The organism is Caryophanon tenue, assembly GCF_001700315.1.
GTDB classification, from domain to species: domain Bacteria; phylum Bacillota; class Bacilli; order Bacillales_A; family Planococcaceae; genus Caryophanon; species Caryophanon tenue.
Genome location: NZ_MASJ01000014.1, coordinates 49,305 through 67,081, shown reverse-complemented (window position 1 = coordinate 67,081; position 17,777 = coordinate 49,305). Strand labels below are relative to the sequence as shown.

Below are 17,777 nucleotides of genomic sequence, written 5' to 3'. Positions count from 1 at the left end.
ATTTTTATTTTTCTTCGTTTTGTGTTATTTTAAATTGTTCATGCACAATTGTTGTTGCGAAACCCCCTTCATATGTTTGTTCGATAAATGTAATATGATGCGGATGTTTGTCAATAAATGTCGTACAGCGTGTCCCGTAACCATCTAACTGAATAAAAATCGAGGACAATTGTTGCTCCATATGGCGGTCAATGCCTGTGTTTGGCAGCTCATGTGGCTGTGCTTGTGTATCGTCTTGCATTATTGTGATAAATTGCTGCGGTGAAGCATCAGTTGCAAGTAATTGTTCAAAGCGTTCACGCGAGCGACAAGCTTTTGGCCACGGTGTGTTAAGTGAATGATTGCTTAAGCTGTAAATGCCGGATGTAAGTCGAGTGGTTTTATCGAAAATGTTATTATAGTGGTAAAATTCTTTGCCGTCATAAAGTAATACGTTAAAGCCGCCGTATTGTTCACGCTGTTGTTGCAACTGCGTAACCATTTGTTTCGATGTAACATCACTTTGTAAAAATTGTGTGACGATATCACCACGAGAATGAATGCCGACAACGCGACTATCTGGGTGTCGCACATTTGTTACAGCGGCAAAGCGCCCTTGTGCTGTAATACCTAGCCATGTGCCACCTGCGGATAGATCTTTCCCAGCAAATATGCCGCTCTGCCAAAGGTGAGCAGGCACTGCTTCTCTGTCTAAAAACTCGTCCCGATTGGCGATAACGGTATAGGTTTGATGTAGTTCATTATAGGATAATTGAATTAAACACATAGTAAAAAGCCCCCTTTGTCGCTATCGTACCATATGTGAATCGGTGCCGCACAACAACGGGGAGGAAGTATGAAAACGTATTTGCGTGGTGAACTATATATCTTTATCGGTATTATGACAACTGTGATTGTATTATTTGCGAGCTATATTGCTTTATCTTCGTATGGTACGAGTGGCTATATTGCTGTATGTATTGTAGGGGCAACAATGGTATTAACGATGTTGTATGGTGTTGTATATGGTGGCTTAATCACAATCATTGCGGTCATTGGAATTGGCATTGTCCTTATTAGTAATACAGCGATAAATACACCATTACAAGTCAATGTACCAATGCCTGATTTGCATATGTTAGTGCTATTTGCAGTCGCTCAATTACTCATCTTAATGATGGCAACGCTGCTACACAATCAGTTTCACAAATTAGCAACACGTAGTACCGTAATGGCCGAGCACATTCAGACATTAATCGCCGTTGATGAAGTGACGCAATTTGACAATGAAACGCGCATGCGGCAAGAAATTTCACGTGAAATGAAACGTGTAGATCGGCACGGAGGCTGTTTTACAATGCTTGTTTTTACATTCATTCATTATGATGAATTTTTGCAGACATACGGAGAGAAAGAAATGCAGCATGTACTTCGGAAAATGGCCGAGAAAGTGACCGAATTACTACGAGCTTCTGATTATAAATATCGATTTGGGCAACAACAGTTTGTTTTTTTATTAATTGAAACACCTGAGGAAATGATGCCAAACGTTGTAAAGAAATTGCATGAAGAAGCGAGTAAACATCCGTTATTGACGGGGCGTAAAGTGACGTTACATTTTACAATTGAAACGGTCACATATGACGACACGATGAGGTTAACGACGGTGGAAGAGTTATTTTCACGCACAAACGCCCTCTAAACAAATAAGCGAGCGATTGCGAAATATGATTTCTACGCAAACGCTCGCTATATGGACATCATTACACTGGACATTTTGTCGTATCAGCTCCCTTTGTCAAATTAAAAATCATTGTCATCGAACTCTACACCGAAATCTTCCTCTTCATATAAATACGCATAGTCATTATCATCAATTGCTTCATATGTGTACGTTGTTTGTTCCATCGTCAACACCTCCATGTAAGTTATTCGTAGTATATAATAATCTGAAAATTATGTAAATGGTTAATTTTTTATTAAAGTTATGTAAAGCGTTTTCGTGAAAACGGCTTCAATACGACGACTACAACAATGAAAACGATTTAATAAAAAGACGAAAAAATTTTTTTACAATACAAAATTAGCGATAATATGATAAGTGTCATAGGAGAATGATGACATTTTTATCTACAACAAGCGACCGTTTTTTTACATAATAAAGATAATAAATCTAAGAAAAGAAGAGTGATGTAATATGGCACAATTAGCGACGATGAACATTCATTATTCGAAGCGAGAAGAAATGTGGAATGCCATTACACATGGGGCAGGCTTTGTACTTGCTATTCCCGCAACAATTGCACTCGCAATGAAAGCACAAACAACATTAGAACTTAGTAGTTACTTATTATTCGGCATTGCTATGATGATTTTATATTTATCATCAACACTTTATCATGCTTTACCGGTTTATAAAGATTTTTTTAAAAAGCTTGACCATGGCGCAATTTTCTTATTAATTGCAGGGACGTATGCACCGATTGCGTTAGTCGCAGTAGGCGGTACATTAGGCTGGACGATTTTAATGATTGAATTAGCACTAGCAGCGATTGGCATCGTGTTAAAGTTTTATTTTGTCCACCGTTTTAAAAAGGCTTCATTAATCGTTTATATCGGCATGGGCTGGTTAATTATTTTTGCGTATCAACCATTACTTGCGCAAATTGGCTATGAAGGTTTCCTATGGTTATTAATCGGTGGTTTATTTTATACAGCAGGCACATATTTTTACCGAGGTGAACATATTCCTTACAATCACGCGATTTGGCATCTATTTGTCCTAGCGGGAAGTGCATGCATGTATGTATGTGTTTATTTATATTTATAAAAATAAAAAACAAAAGTACTACAAGAGCTTGGGACAGAAGGATAATCCAAATCAATCCCACCGATGTTCGATGATAAACATTTGATACGTCGTCGTTAAATGAAGAGCGGACTTCTAGCGGAACAGTACGAGCGAGAGACTACAGGCTCGAGCCGTACCGCAGAAAAGCCTGCTCGAAAATTTAAGACGATGAAAGCAGAAAAGTGTTAGGAGAAATGACGATATTTCTCCTAACACTTTGTTTTGTCTCAACCTCTTTTATTTGTTTCTAAAAATAATTACAAAGGGCTTATTTTACTACTAAATTATAAAAAGAAGTTAGTAAATTATGGTAAGTAGTAATATATATTCATGATATGTATAATGTTTTGTAAAAATATATGGCGTGAGGTGTAGCATGAACAAGTATATACGATTTTCTCTCATCATTAGTGTGCTAATTATTGTTATTGGCGCATGGAAGGAGGTTCGTGCACCGCATATGCCAGCACAGACGATAACGGAAGCGTTTATTGCAACCCATTTAGTGAAGAACAATGGTTTGATTCGCTCGAACATGACAACTCGTCAACAAGAATATTTATCAGAATCGATTGGCTTATGGATGTATTATTTGCAGCAAGTAAACAATGAGCAAGTATTTCGTCAACAATTTGACGTGTTTCAACGTTATTTCTATACGTCTCATCAGGTCATTCCATGGATAATTGAAGTGGAAAATGTGAGTACGGTTAATGCGTTAATTGATGATTTTCGGATTATGATGGCATTGCATCATGCCGATCAAAAGTTTGGTGATGCAAACTATGAACACACCGCCACAGCAATTGGTAAAACGATTGTGCAACGACAATTGATCAACGGTGTATTTGTCGATTTTTATGATGAAAATAGCGCGTATGCAAATGATAGCGTGACATTGAGTTATATGATGCCAGAAGCTTTCCAATATTTACGAAGCGTCGGCATTTTAGCGTCAGAATATTATGAAAAAAATCGCCGTATATTAGTGGATGCACCTTCGCACGAAATGTATTTTTTTCCAAAATCATATTATATCCCCTCACATACGTATCAATTTGAAGAAGAAGTCAATATGATTGACCAATATTATGTTGGTTTTTATCGTGCGCAGTGGCATGGTGATGTGTCACAGCTTGTCGATTTTACAAAACGACAGTTAGCGGAACATGGTCGTATTTTTGGACGATACGATGCGCGTGAAGGACAGCCAACTGTTGCGTACGGTATGCGTTAGCGATTTTGATGATGCTGACGTTAGATGAAGATGATGTGGCAAAACAGTTATGGTCGCAGCTTCAAACACTGCGCGTAGATGATTCATCTAGCCCTTATTATGGTGGTTATATCGATGTTCTCTCAAAAGATACGCATATGTTCGATAACGTATTACCAGCAATTGTAGAAAGGAGAGGGCAAGATGCAGGCATTTTTACGGAATGAAAAATATGTATGTATCGCGATTATTTTCTTAATGGCAGCTTTACTAGGTAGCTATATATTATTGCAACCATTCCAGACGATTGGCATAGCGATGGTAGTAGCCATTGTCGTGAGTGTATGCATTACTTTGTTTTTCGGTCTAGTAGGTGGTGGCATTATCGCGATGGTGAGTGCGTTTGTACTTGGCGTCTGGATTATATGGCAAACGACGACAGGAGCAGGGCAAGATTGGTTACTCACTCAACAATTTTCACTAGTTGCATTTGCGATTTTTATGATAGGTCTCGTTTTAACGGTGGCGTCTGCCAGTTATATTCAGCAAGTGTTTAGCCGTTTTATGCAACAACAGCAAGCGATGCAACAACAAATTGATGCACTTGTTGCAGTTGATGTGACAACGCATTTTGATAATGAGAAGCGGATGCAGCAAGAAGTGGCACGTGAGATTAAACGAATTGACCGACATGGTGGCTGTTTTACACTATTGTTTTTATCGTTCGACCATCATAAAGAGTTTCTACAAGCATATGGTGAAAAAGAAATGCAACATTTATTGCAAGCACTGGCGCATAACGTCAATCAAGTGTTGAGAACATCTGATTATAAATATCGCTTTAATGATTCAAAATTTGCTTTTTTACTTGTCGAAACACCGAGAAAAGATGTAGAGCGCGTGATTGAAAAATTACAGCAACAATTGACCGAGCATACATTATTGAACGGGAAAAAGGTAACATTGCTGTTTCATATTAGCTTTGACGAATACAATCAGCACGTCGCACCTGCAACGGCTGACCAATTCATTTCGCAGCTTGAACAGGAGACGATTTTTTATGCGATGTAATTTATGGCTTGTAAGTTGTGTGGTCATTGTCAGTATATGGATAGGCGCAACACCTACAGCTGCGGCACAGGATGAGCGAAGTGTACTGCTCATGTATTATGGCAATGATGATTCGACCTATAGTAACACGATTTTTCTAGATGCTACGCTAACAGGGATTTTTACAAATGTGTCGGTACAGTCGATGTATGAAACAACGTCACAACAGCTACAGCAAACGGCTATTGTGCTACTTGTATTAGCGGCATTACTTATTTGTGGCTTGATTATTTGGTTATTGTATAAACGACAAAAACGTCAAGGTGTGTAATAGAAATAGATGCGCCATCGTGATAAGAAGCGCATTGTTGATGGAAATAAAAAGAGGTTAGAGCAGAACCCTATTTGTGATGAAAATGTGTTGGTGCGTCCTCTATATGGCGTAGCACCAAATGCAGAAAATATCCTTCAGCAGTTGTCGTTGCTGAAGGATATTTCTTTTGTCACAATCTCTTTGTTTTGTCTCACGTTGTTTTTAGCGGAGCTGGAGTAGTTGAAACTGTTAAAAGCCGAAAATGCAATTTCGCCCAGATTCTTTTGCTGCATATAAGTGTGCATCAGCTTGTTTTGTTAAGTCACTTAGCATCGTATGCGTGCCACTTGCAACGCCAATACTTGATTGTACAGCAATCGTAATGTCTTCAATGTCGATCACATTATGATAGAGGTCGCTGTGTAAACGTTCAATCCATGATTGAGCTTGGTCGAGCGGACGGCGCATCACAATAATGAACTCATCGCCACCAAAGCGAATACATGTATGCAGTGGATGCGTCATCAACTCTTTAATACGGTTTGCTACAGCGATAATTAACTCGTCACCAACAGCGTGACCATATGTGTCATTAATTTGTTTGAAACGGTCAATATCTAATACTGCTACTGTAATGTGCTGCGGCTGGTTCACGAAATCTTTTTCAAGTTTTGGGAGCAGGCGACGGTTATGTAGCGATGTTAATGGGTCTTCAAACGCTAAATGTTGGAATTCCTTTGTCTTCAGTTCCGCTGCATGTTTCCCTGCATTTTCAGTGATTGTGTGGACAAGTTGTTTTTTGAGCATTTCATTATGCATTTTTGTATATTCATAGGCTTCTTCAAAGCGCCCAAGAGATGCCGCATTTTTGGCCCATAGCTCAAATGTGCCAGCGAACTGATAGGCGTCTAGTTGCGTTTTTAAACGTTTCATAAAACGCTTCACATAGACAAAGGCTTCGTCAGTTTTTCCTTGTGAAAATAATAATTCAGCATAGTAACGTTCAAATGAATGTTCATGTGTTGAACCGTCATATGCGTAATTATGCTTGATTAACGGTGCTAAATAGTGTGCTACTTTATCGAATTGTTGACGACCGGCGTAGTAGCAAGCAAATTCTAAAGAAATGTCTACGTAGCTATAGCGCTGTTGTGGAATCGATAAATCGACTTGCGCTAAATAAGGCTCAACACGTTGAAGCATTTCAATTGCTTCGTCAAAACGTTTATTGTAATTAAGAACACTCGCAAAATTAGAAGCGGTTGTTAAAATGCGGTCTAGTGATAATTTTAACGACGCTTCAAAACATTTTTCATACATCGCAATACATTGTTCAGGGTCATGCCAATAGTGGAATAGGGTAGCTTGTGCCATAAAATAGCGATGACGGTCGCCATCTGTTAAATACGATTCATACGGCTCGATATCGGCAACGTGGTCTGCTACGAATGGAATGCGCTCTAAATTAAAGTAACATAAAATAATGCGTGCTTTCATCGCTACATAATTTGCATAGTCTTCAGAAGCTTTATAGTATACCGAAAGCTCTAAAAATAGTGGCAGAGCGCCTTCATAGTTACCTTGCAACACAAGTTCATCTGCTTTTTGTGAAAATGTTTCTGGTACAATTGATATCATAAGGTCACTTCCATTTACAAGAATGGTTATATTATACAAGTGTTGTTGTATATTGTCGAATAAATTAGTGCGAAATACATGAGTCTTTTTTCATTATTCATTCGCCGTAAATAGCTCTATTAGTATAGCAATAAAAAACAGTATCATTTTTGAGCATTTTCATTGAAATAAAAAGATGAGTAGGTTTTAATGTACTTACGAAAAGTAATTTACTAACGTAACAATATGAAAATGAAAGAAATCAGGTGAAAAATATGATTCAAACACTGAGTGCATCTATTTTAAGTAAAATGCAATTTGTCGCAGTAGCGGAAGGACAACTAGCGGTTGTTGGACCGGTACGTCTACCGATTAAACAAGGTGATTTTGATGCCACGTTTCAGTGGTACAGCTGGTTACATACAGAAAACGGCGTAACGAAGGAAGATGTGCTACGTCACTTACCAATGTTAAATTTAGCAAGCGCGCAACAATCTTCTGTGCTTGTGTATGGGGATTTCCAAACAGCTGAAAATCCATTAATTCGATTTCATAGTATTTGTCATACAGGTGATATTTTTGGGTCACAGCGTTGCGATTGTGGCTACCAATTACATGAGTCGATGAAAATGATTAAAGAGCACGGCGCTGGTGCCATTTTCTATATTGCGGACCATGAAGGACGCGGCATTGGCTTATTCTCGAAATCATTAGCGTATTTATTACAAGAAGAAGGCTTTGATACAGTCGAGGCGAATGAAGCGCTAGGCTTTGAAGATGATACACGTAATTATGAGCAGGCATTAGCGGTATTAAAAGCGTTACGTTCTGCACCTGTAACATTAATTACAAATAACCCGAAAAAGCTTGAAGCGTTACAACAAGCTGGTTTATCGGCACATGGGCATGTACCACTGTGGGGCGGTGTGACAGATTCAAACCGCTTCTATTTAGAAACGAAGATGCAAAAATCTGGTCACGTGCGTGATGGCAGCTGGACGGTGTAAGCAGATGATGACAGATAAGCAATATATGGAGCTTGCTTTACAATTAGCAAATAGTGCAAGAGGCAATACAAACCCGAACCCACTTGTTGGCGCGGTTATTGTAAAAGATGGGGTCATTGTTGGTACAGGTATGCACCGTAAAGCAGGAGAGCCACATGCCGAAGTACACGCCTTTAATATGGCAGGTGAGCAAGCAAAGGGTGCGACTTTATATGTGACGTTAGAACCTTGCTCGCATTTTGGCAAAACGCCACCATGCGCGTTACGTGTAAAAGAGTCTGGCGTTGCGCGTGTTGTAGTGGCGATGCAAGACCCGAATCCGGACGTAGCAGGACGTGGCATTCGCTTACTGCGTGAAGCGGGCATTGACGTAGAAGTAGGCCTTTGTGAAAATGAAGCGTTACGTTTAAATGAACGATTTATTCATAATATGTTAACGGCTCGTCCGTTTATTCGTACTAAATATGCGATGACATTAGATGGACGTATTGCAACGCATACCGGTGATTCAAAATGGATTACTGGCGAAGCAGCACGTTTAGATGTGCACCGCATCCGTCATGAAGTGGATGGCATTTTAGTCGGAATTGGCACCGTGTTAGCCGATAACCCGAGCTTAACGACGCGTTTACCAGAAGGCTACGGCAAAAATCCGACACGTATTGTACTTGATACGCAATTACGTACACCTCTTGATGCGCATGTTGTGAATGATGAAGCACCGACGATAATTGTCGTTGGTGAAGCTGTCACAGCTACGCAGCAAGCACCATTTATTGAAAAAGGTGTGACGTTTATCACTCGTCGTAAAACATTACATGAGACGCTAGAAGCTTTGTATGAAGCGGGCATTACCGATATTTTAGTTGAAGGTGGCGGTGCGGTACATAGCGCATTTGTGCGTGAGCAGTTAAGCAATCAATGTTTAATTTATATAGCGCCTAAAATTATTGGTGGGGCACACGCGATTTCACCAGTCACGGGGGAAGATGTCGCCTATATGCGTGACACATTCGATCTGGTGTTTGATACGGTTACACGTATTGGGGACGATCTAAAAATTGTCGCCTACCCGAAACAGAAAGAGGTGCAGTAATGCGATTTGGATTTGATATTGATGATACGTTAATTCAGTTACGTCAACACGCATTTACGCTATATAATAAAGAACTTGGCCAAAATATTGGACAAGATGTTTTTGAGCAAATTTGTCGCGTTGAAATTCACGAGCCATTCGGTTTAACGAATGAAGAAGGTTCAGCGATGTGGCAACGTATGAATGAACAAGTATATTTTACCGATTGTCCCTCGTATGAACAGGCAAAAGAAATATTATGGCAGCTGACAGAAGCGGGGCATGACGTTTATTATATTACAGCACGTCCTGAAAGCAGTTGTTTGCGCACGCGTCAATGGATGATTGATAATGGGTATCCGGTAAAAGACGGGCATTTTTATTGCGGCATGCAGGACCATGAAAAGTTAGCGATTATTGAAGAGCTTGATTTAGATGTGTATGTCGATGATAAGCCGAAAATTTTACATTCGTTAAAAGAGTTACGAACGATTGCGGTGTTACGCGATCAGCCGTACAATCGTGATGAATCGTTTGAGCGCATTACGCATTGGTCACAGTTTATGCGCTATGTGACAGTAGACGTGAAATAAATAATAGATTAAAAGGGCTAAGTGTGGCGTTAAAAACGATTCCACACCTAGCCCTTTTATGTTGCTATAACAATGCTTTTGCAAGTAATGTATATGTTTCTATACGTTGTTGAAGTGTCGCTTGGTTCGCGTTAATCATCGCTTCATCAAAGCCGAAATCATCAGCATCTTGTTGTAATTTAGCACTTACTTGCGCAGCCGTCCCAACTAAATGGAGCTTACGGTTTTCTTCAATCATCATTTTATCCATTTCTGTTAATGCCGTATTGGCAGCTTCTTCTGCTGAAATAATTATAGGCATTTGCCCACGCATAAGCTGAAGACGATATAAGTCAATTGGTAATGCGCGGTATTCAGCTTCTTCCACTGTTTCAGCAACCGTTGCAGCGTATGTAACAGTAATTTCAGGTGCGCTCATATAGTCATTGGCAACGAAGTTCTTTTTGTAATGGTCGAAAATAGCGCGTGATGCTTGTCCGTTGAAAAACTGAGCAAATGAATAGCCTAAACCGAGTTGACCAGCACGTAAAGCACTGTTACCTGTAGAACCAAGTAACCATGGTTTAACAAGTGGTACATGCGCAGGTGTCACACGAACAGGGCGGTATTCTGGTAAGCTCGACATTTCACCACGCATCAAATCTAAAATGGCTTGAATTTTATCATATTGGTCATCCATATACATACGGCGTCCTTGCGCAAGTGCCGCAATTGATGGATGGTCGCCACCAGGTGCGCGACCGATTCCTAAGTCGATACGGCCAGGAGTATACGCACTTAACGTATTGAACACTTCAGCAATTTTAAAGGCAGAGTAATGCATCGACATAATGCCGCCTGAGCCGACGCGTATATTTTGTGTATTCGCTGCAATATGAGCAATTGAAATTTCAGGTGCAGAGCTTGCCAGTGACGTTGTATTGTGATGCTCTGCTAGCCAAAAGCGTGTATAGCCAAGTGTGTCACCGAGCTTTGCAAGTGCAACACTATTATGTAATGCTTCTGCAGCAGATGTTCCTTTTGGAATGGGAATTTGGTCTAATATACTTAATTTCATAAAGACTACCTACCTTTCAATATACATATCTTTAGTATACCGTTTTTATAGGAAAAGGTCGCATATTGTGCCTGACAGCAGGAATAGGAAGAAAACTCTTATATATTAGTTGCATCTATAGGTGAAATTTGCTATTTATTAAAGTCAGACAATTCTTAACTTAGGAGGATGGATATGTATCGTACATTAACGGTAAGAGATAGCGTTTTTGCGATTGATAAACAAGTAGTCCACACATTTATTGCCGATGTGAAGCAGACAAATGCGTATATGACACAAACGACACCTGCATTATTCGATGAACAAGATGCATGGGTGGTTGCGCTAAACAGCTGGCTTGTGCTATCCGTTCCTGCACGAAATCGTTATGTAAATCCATATTTAGAAATGGCGTATGTAGCAGAATCAGCCTATTTGCAGTGGCTAGAGCGTTTTGGAAATGCTACGCACTTTTCTACACAGGCAACCGCCTCCCAAAAAGTGTGGCTAGCGGTTTTATTAACACAAAAAGTGAACCAATACGGAGCACAACATGACCCGACGTTGACGAATATTATGACGACATTGCGTGAAAAACTGCATGGTGATTTACTAAAAAATGACTAAAGTTATTGCACTTTTTAAATACAGGGCGTATGTTTGAACGGTTATTTCTGGAAACACTTCATGACATCAATTATGATGTGAAACAAACGTGAAACGGCCTGTAGGGAATAGAGAAAAAGCACTGGAGCGTTATTTGCTCATCAGTGCTTTTTTTGTGCTATGGTGTTGGTGCTGTTAGCCGAGCACCTTCTAATAAGAAGCGTGAAAACTTACGCTGCTGATTATGATAACGTCGCACGCTACTAATATAGAGCCGTTCCTTCGCACGTGTAGCACATACATATGCAAGGCGACGCTCCTCCTCTAATGCTTGCTGGTGCGTTAATAAATCATCAGCGAGCAGCCCTTGTTCACCAGCTAAGGCTTTGAAATGTGGCAGCATGCCCTCAAACCAACCAATCGCAAATACCGCGTCATATTCCAAGCCTTTCGCGCTATGAATGGTCATTAAGTGTACAGCGTCAACAGTTGGGTCTTGGCGCATTTGCTCCATTTCCTGCTTCTTTTGCTCAAGCATTGCATGAAACTGTAGAAAGGCATCAATGGATTGGAAGCGTCGAAGCGATGTATCGAATTCATCGAATACCTCCCGTAATTCTTCACGATATAATGTCTTTTCTTTTTTTGCATCTAAATCAAGCTGTTTTTCGCAGTTGATTGTCCCTGTTCGTAAATCAAGCAACACATCTTGCGGTTTCATCGTACGGTAGCGAAGTAGCATGTGTAATTGTTTTTTTATCGCTTCTTGTTGATAGCGTTCACGTTTTTCGGTTGCCATTTGTAACATGACACGCTCTAATAGTGATGTGTCACTTATACGTAGCTGTTCATGTGTAATCGTTGCAGCCCAGCGTTCTTGCGGCATATACATTAACTTGCCAATTAGCAGTAGTGCGTCTGCGTCATTTGGCTGAAGTGACACACGCATCGCTGCGATAAAACGTTTAATATAATCATGTGCGTAAAAATTTTCGCCTTGCTTCGCATAATCAATTACCGGTACATGATGCAACACAAAGTGCTCAAATAACGTGCGGACATACGTTGTTGAGCGTGTTAAGACACATATTTGTTGATAGCGCATACCACTTGCGCGCAGCTGTTGAATTTCTTGTAGCACGAGCTGTGCTTCTTCTTCAGGCGTTGCACACACTTCGACATAAATAGCATGGCGGTAAGCTGTTGGCACATTTAATGTCTTTTTAATTTGATGTTTATTATGTGCAATTAAATCATTGCTGAAGCCAACAATATCTGCTGTTGAGCGGTAATTCGTTTCGAGCTTCACTTGTTTCGCGTTAGGATAGAGTGTTGTAAACTGCAACATAAAGTCACTTGAAGCGGCACGCCATGTGTAAATCGTTTGGTTATCGTCCCCGACGATGCATAAATGGTCATACGGTGCTGCAAGAAGCTTTGTTAATTCGTACTGGACGAGCGAAACATCTTGAAACTCATCGCATAATACGTAGCGGAAGCGGTGCTGATAATGCACGCGCGCCTCTTCATCGTAAAGTAGTAAATAATACACCTCTAATAAAAAATCATCGAAATCTAGTTCATTACGAGATTCTTTCTCACGCTCATATAGATTATACACATCATATAAAGCGCGCAATTCCTTTTGTTCAGTTGCGTCTTGTTTCGCTTCTACCTCTTTTTTAATATCAATCGGGCGGAGCATACGGTTTTTCCAGTTTGAAATAATGCCCATAATTCCTTCAGGTGTATGTGATTCTGTTAAGCCAAGCTGCTTCAAAATCATCTTGAATCGGAAATGCTTAGCTGCGTCTGATGCTAACAGTGTAAAGGTACGCTGTTGTTCTCGTAAAATACGTAAGCAAATGGCATGATATGTGCCGACTGTTACTTGACTATACAGCGCACCATTTGGTAAGTGCATGAGTCGCTCTTTCATGTCACTTGCAGCCTTTTTTGTAAAGGTCACAAGTAAAATTTCATGTGGCGCGATGCCTTTTTCTTCAATCATATATGCAATGCGGCTAATCAAAGTTGTCGTTTTGCCGGTTCCTGCTCCTGCTAAAATCATTACGGGTCCATCAATTGTTTCGACTGCCTGTTGCTGTTGGGCATTGAGATGAATATGATGCGTAGCAAGCATCTGATAAAAGGGTGTTGTGGGCATCGTATGTGCTGGCGCAATTTGTGCCGGGAGTAACGGCTGCTCTGCAAATTGCTGCAATGTATCGTAATGCACGGATTGGCGAAGCGGTCCTTGTTTCACAAAAAGCGGTAAGACAGCATCATCCTCGTAAAGCACTACTTTTTTACGATACGGTAAAAAATCTTGCGGGTGAAATAATACGACATTCGACGCAAGCGGGATCACGGCTTTTTCGACTTCAAATGGCTGCAACATCGGTTGTCCAGTTGGTGTATCAATAAAGCGAAGTTGTTGCTGCTTCGTCATAACATGTCCGCGTGTAACAAGCGGTGTTTTCGTATAAGCAAGTGGGTCTACGAAGCCGTAATACACCCCTTGCTCACTCGTCTTTATATAAGGTGTAACAGCTTGTTTCGGTGCTACAAATGATTGCTCACTGTGCCAGCCAATCATTAACGGTTGCGCTACTTGAAGCGGTGCAATAAATTGTGGCTGAAGCCATGCTTGTAACTGCGTAGCGTCCCCAATAATGACGACACAATTCGCCAGTGGTCCTGTTTCATAAATAATGGCTTCTTCTAATTGTTGTTGAATATCGGCAAGCGAGGTCACGGTGATTATCGATGTAGCATCATTTACACAACGCTGTAATAGATCGCTTGAGACAATAAGCGCGTTTGCCATGGCATTTTGTTGAAGCGTGTAGGAGCCAGCCTCACCAGCTTCGCGTTGTAGAAAGCTATCGCATATTAAAGAGGTTTGCTGTGTGTACGCACGTAAATCAAGTGCGACATTTGTTAGCGCTTTGTCACACATCGTCATTGGCTGTGCTAATAATTGTTCAAATAGTGTAAGGCGATGAAGCTCATGTGGACGATAGCCAGTCAATTGCTCAATAATATCCGGTAGCGCTGTTAATGTATGTCCTTCACGTATCGGTGCCGCATAATACCAGCCTTCGGTATGTAACTGCTGTTCATCGAGTGCTTCATATAAGATTGGTTTTACAAAAGGCTTTGTGTAACGCACATTGGATTTATACGTATACGGAGCAAATTTTCCATTCTCAAGTGTTTCTAACACACAAAGAAGGCGTTTTTTGGGCGCAAGTTCATCTAAAATAAGCCCGTGCCGTAGTCGTTGAATGTGCTGAATGCTTGTCGCCTCGACATATAGCAAATGGGGCACGTAAGCATACGTAAATGTATCACCATTTTTCGGTGTACGGCGGCGCAAAATACTTTCAGTGCGGAACGCTTCGAAAAAGGCATTCCCTTCCTGAAAGCGCGTAGTTAATGTATAGCTATCAGTATCTAGCTGACAAACTGTATATCCGTAAAGCAATGAAATACACCTCTTTCTTTCTCGTTTTTATTATACGTCAATGTCCATGTTTCACAATCATTTCGTTATATAAAGGTGAGGGTGGGCCAAAAAGAAATATCCTTCAGCAGTTGTCGTTGCTGAAGGATATTTTTCTGACTTGCCACACGACGTGGCGTTTTTGGCAGATGTTCCATCACTCATATTATCCGACCTTAATTGTTGTTCGAAAAAACAGCAGCTACTAAGAAATGGATTTTTGCCGTAATAGTATCAAGTTTAAAAAATAGTTTGACAATAGCGATTTATTTGCGTACGATAATAAGCAATTACATAACGTGTTACGAAACGGTGCTTGCTTAATCGCGAGCTTAAAAGGGAAGCTTGGTGCAATTCCAACACTGTCCCGCAACTGTAATTCGGAGCGACTTCTATATATGACCACTGGAAACGGGAAGGTCAGAAGTACGCGTTGATGATAAGTCAGGAGACCTGCCAATTCGAGTACACACCCATACCTACGTGGAAATAGGTGGTGTTTTGTGCGAAGATTGAATATAGCAGTAGTTTTATATTCTTTTTGAGTTAACAAGTCGCCTGTTCCAGTATTGGAGCAGGCTTTTTTGTGCTCTTCTTTCGCTCGCCATAATTTGGAGTTATGTAATACTTGAAGGAGGCGACGTATATGATTTATGAAACAACGGTTATCGGCTACCCATATATTGGGGAGCAACGACAATGGAAGAAAACAGTAGAAAGCTTTTGGAAAGGTATGATTGATGAACAGACGCTACATGCACAGCTGAAAGAACAGCGACTTGAAAATGTAAAGCGTCAATATGCGTTAGGTGTCGAGACCATAACAACGGGCGACTTTACGTATTATGACCGCATGCTGGATTTAGCGACAGCGTTTAACTTAATTCCGAAGCGATATGCAGAAGTTGAGAAAGGTATTTCAACGTATTATGCGATGGCGCGTGGTACGAAAGACGTTGTTGCAAGTGAAATGACAAAATGGTTTAACACAAACTACCATTACATCGTGCCTGAATATGAAGGGCAGCGATTACGCTTACAATCTCATCGTTATATTGAATATATCGATGAGGCGCTGCAGTTAGGTGTAACACCAAAGCCAACATTTATTGGACCGTATACATTTTTCACATTAACAAAAGGGATTCAAAAGGAGCAAGAAGCGGCATTTTTACTTGATTTAATTCATGTATATACGGAGCTTTTACAGCAAGTGGCACAAACAGGTGTAACGTGGATTCAATTAGAAGAGCCGGCGTTTACAACAACATTAAATGACGAACAACAACAATTAATTCAAGCACTGTATACACAAATTTGTGAGCAAGTCGATACGAAAATTTTTGTCACAACATATTTCGAAGCATGTAGTGCTTATGATGTTATTAGTCAGTTACCAATCGATGGGTTAGGGCTTGATTTTGTACACGGTAAAAAGGAAAATATCGAAAATTTACGCAAACATGGCTTCCCAGAAGAAAAAGTGTTAGGTGTAGGGATCGTTAATGGGCGCGATATTTGGGCAGCAAATTTAGCGCAATGTGTAACTGATGTTCGTGCGATTGAACAGTTAGTCCAACCAACACATGTATGGCTACAAACTTCATGTAGCTTACAGCATGTGCCGGTAAGTGCGATGCATGAAACGAAGCTACCACAATTTTTACAACCGAGTTTAGCCTTTGCTGATGAAAAAATTCGAGAGCTTGTCGCGATTCGCCAAACGCTTGATGGCACGGAACAGACGACAAATATCTTAGCTGAAAGTTTGCAACAGCAACAAGTACTCCTTGGGCACAAAAGTAGGCATAATGAACATGTGGCAGAGGCTTTGCGTACATTGCAACCAGCACATTATACGCGAGATATACCATTTGAAAAGCGACAAGCCCTTCAAATTGAAGCGTTACAACTGCCAGATTTCCCAACGACGACGATTGGTAGCTTCCCACAATCCACAGCGGTCAAGCAAAATCGTGCAAAGTGGCGCAAGCAAGCAATTTCGAATTCTGAATACGAGGCATTTATTGAAGAGGAAATGAAACGTTGGATTACGATTCAAGAAGAAATTGGCTTAGATGTGCTCGTTCATGGTGAATTTGAACGAACAGATATGGTGGAGTTTTTCGGTGAGAAATTGGATGGCTTTGCCTTTACACAAAATGGCTGGGTTGTCTCATATGGTTCTCGCTGTGTGAAGCCACCGATTATTTATGGTGACGTTGCATGGGTTTCACCAATGACGGTAAACGAAATTAAATACGCGCAACAATATACACAAAAGCATGTAAAAGGGATGTTAACAGGACCTGTGACAATTTTAAATTGGTCATTCGTCCGTGATGATATTCCACGCGAAGTGGTGGCACAGCAGATTGCGCTTGCACTGCGAAAAGAAATTGCATCATTAGAAGACGCAAATGTGCAAATCATTCAAGTAGATGAGCCAGCTTTACGAGAAGGCTTACCGCTACGAAAAGAGCAACATGCAGATTATTTACGCTGGTCTGTTGACGCCTTTAAACTTGCAACAAGTGGTGTTGCTGCGACGACGCAAATTCATACACATATGTGTTATTGCGAATTTAATGACTTTTTAGCACCAATTACCGCACTTGATGCAGATGTCATTTCATTAGAAACGTCCCGCTCGCACGGAGAATTAATTGATGTATTAGCAACGGATGCGTATCCATATGGCATCGGTTTAGGTGTATATGATATTCATAGCCCGCGTGTACCGAGTGTCGAAGAAATGCTAACAATAGCGACCGATAGCTTACATGTTATTCCACGTCAAAACTTCTGGGTGAATCCAGACTGTGGCTTGAAAACACGTGGGGAACAAGAAACCATCGCAGCGCTTTCTCATATGGTGGAAGTGGCACAACAACTACGTCAGCGAGTGACTGTGCAATAATGGAGG

At 40.6% G+C, this 17,777-nt stretch carries 16 protein-coding genes and 1 riboswitch; of the genes, 12 read left to right on the top strand and 4 right to left on the bottom strand.

Features of this window, described 5'->3' with window-relative positions; all coding sequences use genetic code 11:
* Positions 1-4: 4 nt before the first annotated feature.
* Entirely contained in the window at positions 5-766 is a 762-nt protein-coding gene (locus A6M13_RS08515; protein ID WP_066544978.1) for an NRDE family protein, read from the bottom strand.
* 69 nt (positions 767-835) lie between these two features.
* On the opposite strand from A6M13_RS08515, the gene A6M13_RS08510 reads away from it, so the two are divergent.
* The 7 genes from A6M13_RS08510 to A6M13_RS08480 all read left to right on the top strand — a co-directional run bounded on the left by A6M13_RS08510 (position 836) and on the right by A6M13_RS08480 (position 5,649).
* The gene (locus A6M13_RS08510; RefSeq protein ID WP_066544976.1) at positions 836-1,681 is read left to right on the top strand and encodes a diguanylate cyclase domain-containing protein; all 846 of its coding nucleotides are present in this window, start codon (positions 836-838) and stop codon (positions 1,679-1,681) included.
* Positions 1,682-2,176: 495 nt separating this feature from the next.
* Entirely contained in the window at positions 2,177-2,809 is a 633-nt protein-coding gene (gene trhA / locus A6M13_RS08505) for a PAQR family membrane homeostasis protein TrhA (protein WP_066544974.1), read from the top strand.
* A 397-nt stretch (positions 2,810-3,206) separates the two neighbouring features.
* Positions 3,207-4,067: a hypothetical protein gene (locus A6M13_RS08500; RefSeq protein ID WP_141680929.1), complete on the top strand. Its 861-nt coding sequence runs from the start codon at positions 3,207-3,209 to the stop codon at positions 4,065-4,067.
* Between the two features lie 5 nt (positions 4,068-4,072).
* Complete coding sequence (locus tag A6M13_RS08495) at positions 4,073-4,273, top strand: hypothetical protein (protein ID WP_169817426.1); 201 nt, start codon at positions 4,073-4,075, stop codon at positions 4,271-4,273.
* Entirely contained in the window at positions 4,251-5,117 is an 867-nt protein-coding gene (locus A6M13_RS08490; RefSeq protein ID WP_066544967.1) for a diguanylate cyclase domain-containing protein, read from the top strand. Before A6M13_RS08495 ends, A6M13_RS08490 begins: the two co-directional genes overlap by 23 nt.
* Entirely contained in the window at positions 5,107-5,427 is a 321-nt protein-coding gene (locus tag A6M13_RS08485; protein WP_066544965.1) for a hypothetical protein, read from the top strand. The genes A6M13_RS08490 and A6M13_RS08485 overlap by 11 nt, the downstream gene beginning before the upstream one ends.
* 9 nt (positions 5,428-5,436) lie before the next feature.
* Positions 5,437-5,649 carry a hypothetical protein gene (locus A6M13_RS08480; RefSeq protein WP_066544964.1) on the top strand — a complete coding sequence of 71 codons (213 nt, stop codon included), beginning with the start codon at positions 5,437-5,439 and terminating at the stop codon, positions 5,647-5,649.
* Positions 5,650-5,658: 9 nt separating this feature from the next.
* Here the strand turns inward: A6M13_RS08480 and A6M13_RS08475 are convergent, their stop codons facing one another.
* A complete protein-coding gene (locus tag A6M13_RS08475) occupies positions 5,659-7,047 on the bottom strand; it encodes a GGDEF domain-containing protein (protein ID WP_066544962.1) in 1,389 nt (462 codons plus the stop codon).
* A gap of 290 nt (positions 7,048-7,337) precedes the next feature.
* Here A6M13_RS08475 and A6M13_RS08470 point away from each other — a divergent pair, with 290 nt between their 5' ends.
* The 3 genes from A6M13_RS08470 to A6M13_RS08460 are packed head-to-tail and all read left to right on the top strand — an operon-like array spanning position 7,338 to position 9,701.
* Complete coding sequence (locus A6M13_RS08470; RefSeq protein WP_066545060.1) at positions 7,338-8,033, top strand: GTP cyclohydrolase II; 696 nt, start codon at positions 7,338-7,340, stop codon at positions 8,031-8,033.
* A gap of 4 nt (positions 8,034-8,037) precedes the next feature.
* The gene (ribD, locus tag A6M13_RS08465; protein WP_066544960.1) at positions 8,038-9,129 is read left to right on the top strand and encodes a bifunctional diaminohydroxyphosphoribosylaminopyrimidine deaminase/5-amino-6-(5-phosphoribosylamino)uracil reductase RibD; all 1,092 of its coding nucleotides are present in this window, start codon (positions 8,038-8,040) and stop codon (positions 9,127-9,129) included.
* Complete coding sequence (locus A6M13_RS08460) at positions 9,129-9,701, top strand: 5' nucleotidase, NT5C type (RefSeq protein WP_066544958.1); 573 nt, start codon at positions 9,129-9,131, stop codon at positions 9,699-9,701. The genes ribD and A6M13_RS08460 overlap by 1 nt, the downstream gene beginning before the upstream one ends.
* A 64-nt stretch (positions 9,702-9,765) precedes the next feature.
* Here A6M13_RS08460 and A6M13_RS08455 read toward each other — a convergent pair whose 3' ends face one another.
* Complete coding sequence (locus tag A6M13_RS08455) at positions 9,766-10,758, bottom strand: LLM class flavin-dependent oxidoreductase (RefSeq protein WP_066544956.1); 993 nt, start codon at positions 10,756-10,758, stop codon at positions 9,766-9,768.
* Positions 10,759-10,932: 174 nt separating this feature from the next.
* Here A6M13_RS08455 and A6M13_RS08450 point away from each other — a divergent pair, with 174 nt between their 5' ends.
* A complete protein-coding gene (locus A6M13_RS08450; protein ID WP_066544955.1) occupies positions 10,933-11,364 on the top strand; it encodes a hypothetical protein in 432 nt (143 codons plus the stop codon).
* A 157-nt stretch (positions 11,365-11,521) separates the two neighbouring features.
* Here the strand turns inward: A6M13_RS08450 and A6M13_RS08445 are convergent, their stop codons facing one another.
* Positions 11,522-14,833: an ATP-dependent helicase gene (locus tag A6M13_RS08445; protein WP_066544950.1), complete on the bottom strand. Its 3,312-nt coding sequence runs from the start codon at positions 14,831-14,833 to the stop codon at positions 11,522-11,524.
* A gap of 311 nt (positions 14,834-15,144) precedes the next feature.
* Positions 15,145-15,326, top strand: a riboswitch (cobalamin riboswitch).
* A gap of 171 nt (positions 15,327-15,497) precedes the next feature.
* Here A6M13_RS08445 and metE point away from each other — a divergent pair.
* A complete protein-coding gene (gene metE, locus A6M13_RS08440) occupies positions 15,498-17,771 on the top strand; it encodes a 5-methyltetrahydropteroyltriglutamate--homocysteine S-methyltransferase (RefSeq protein ID WP_066544948.1) in 2,274 nt (757 codons plus the stop codon).
* Positions 17,772-17,777: the final 6 nt, after the last annotated feature.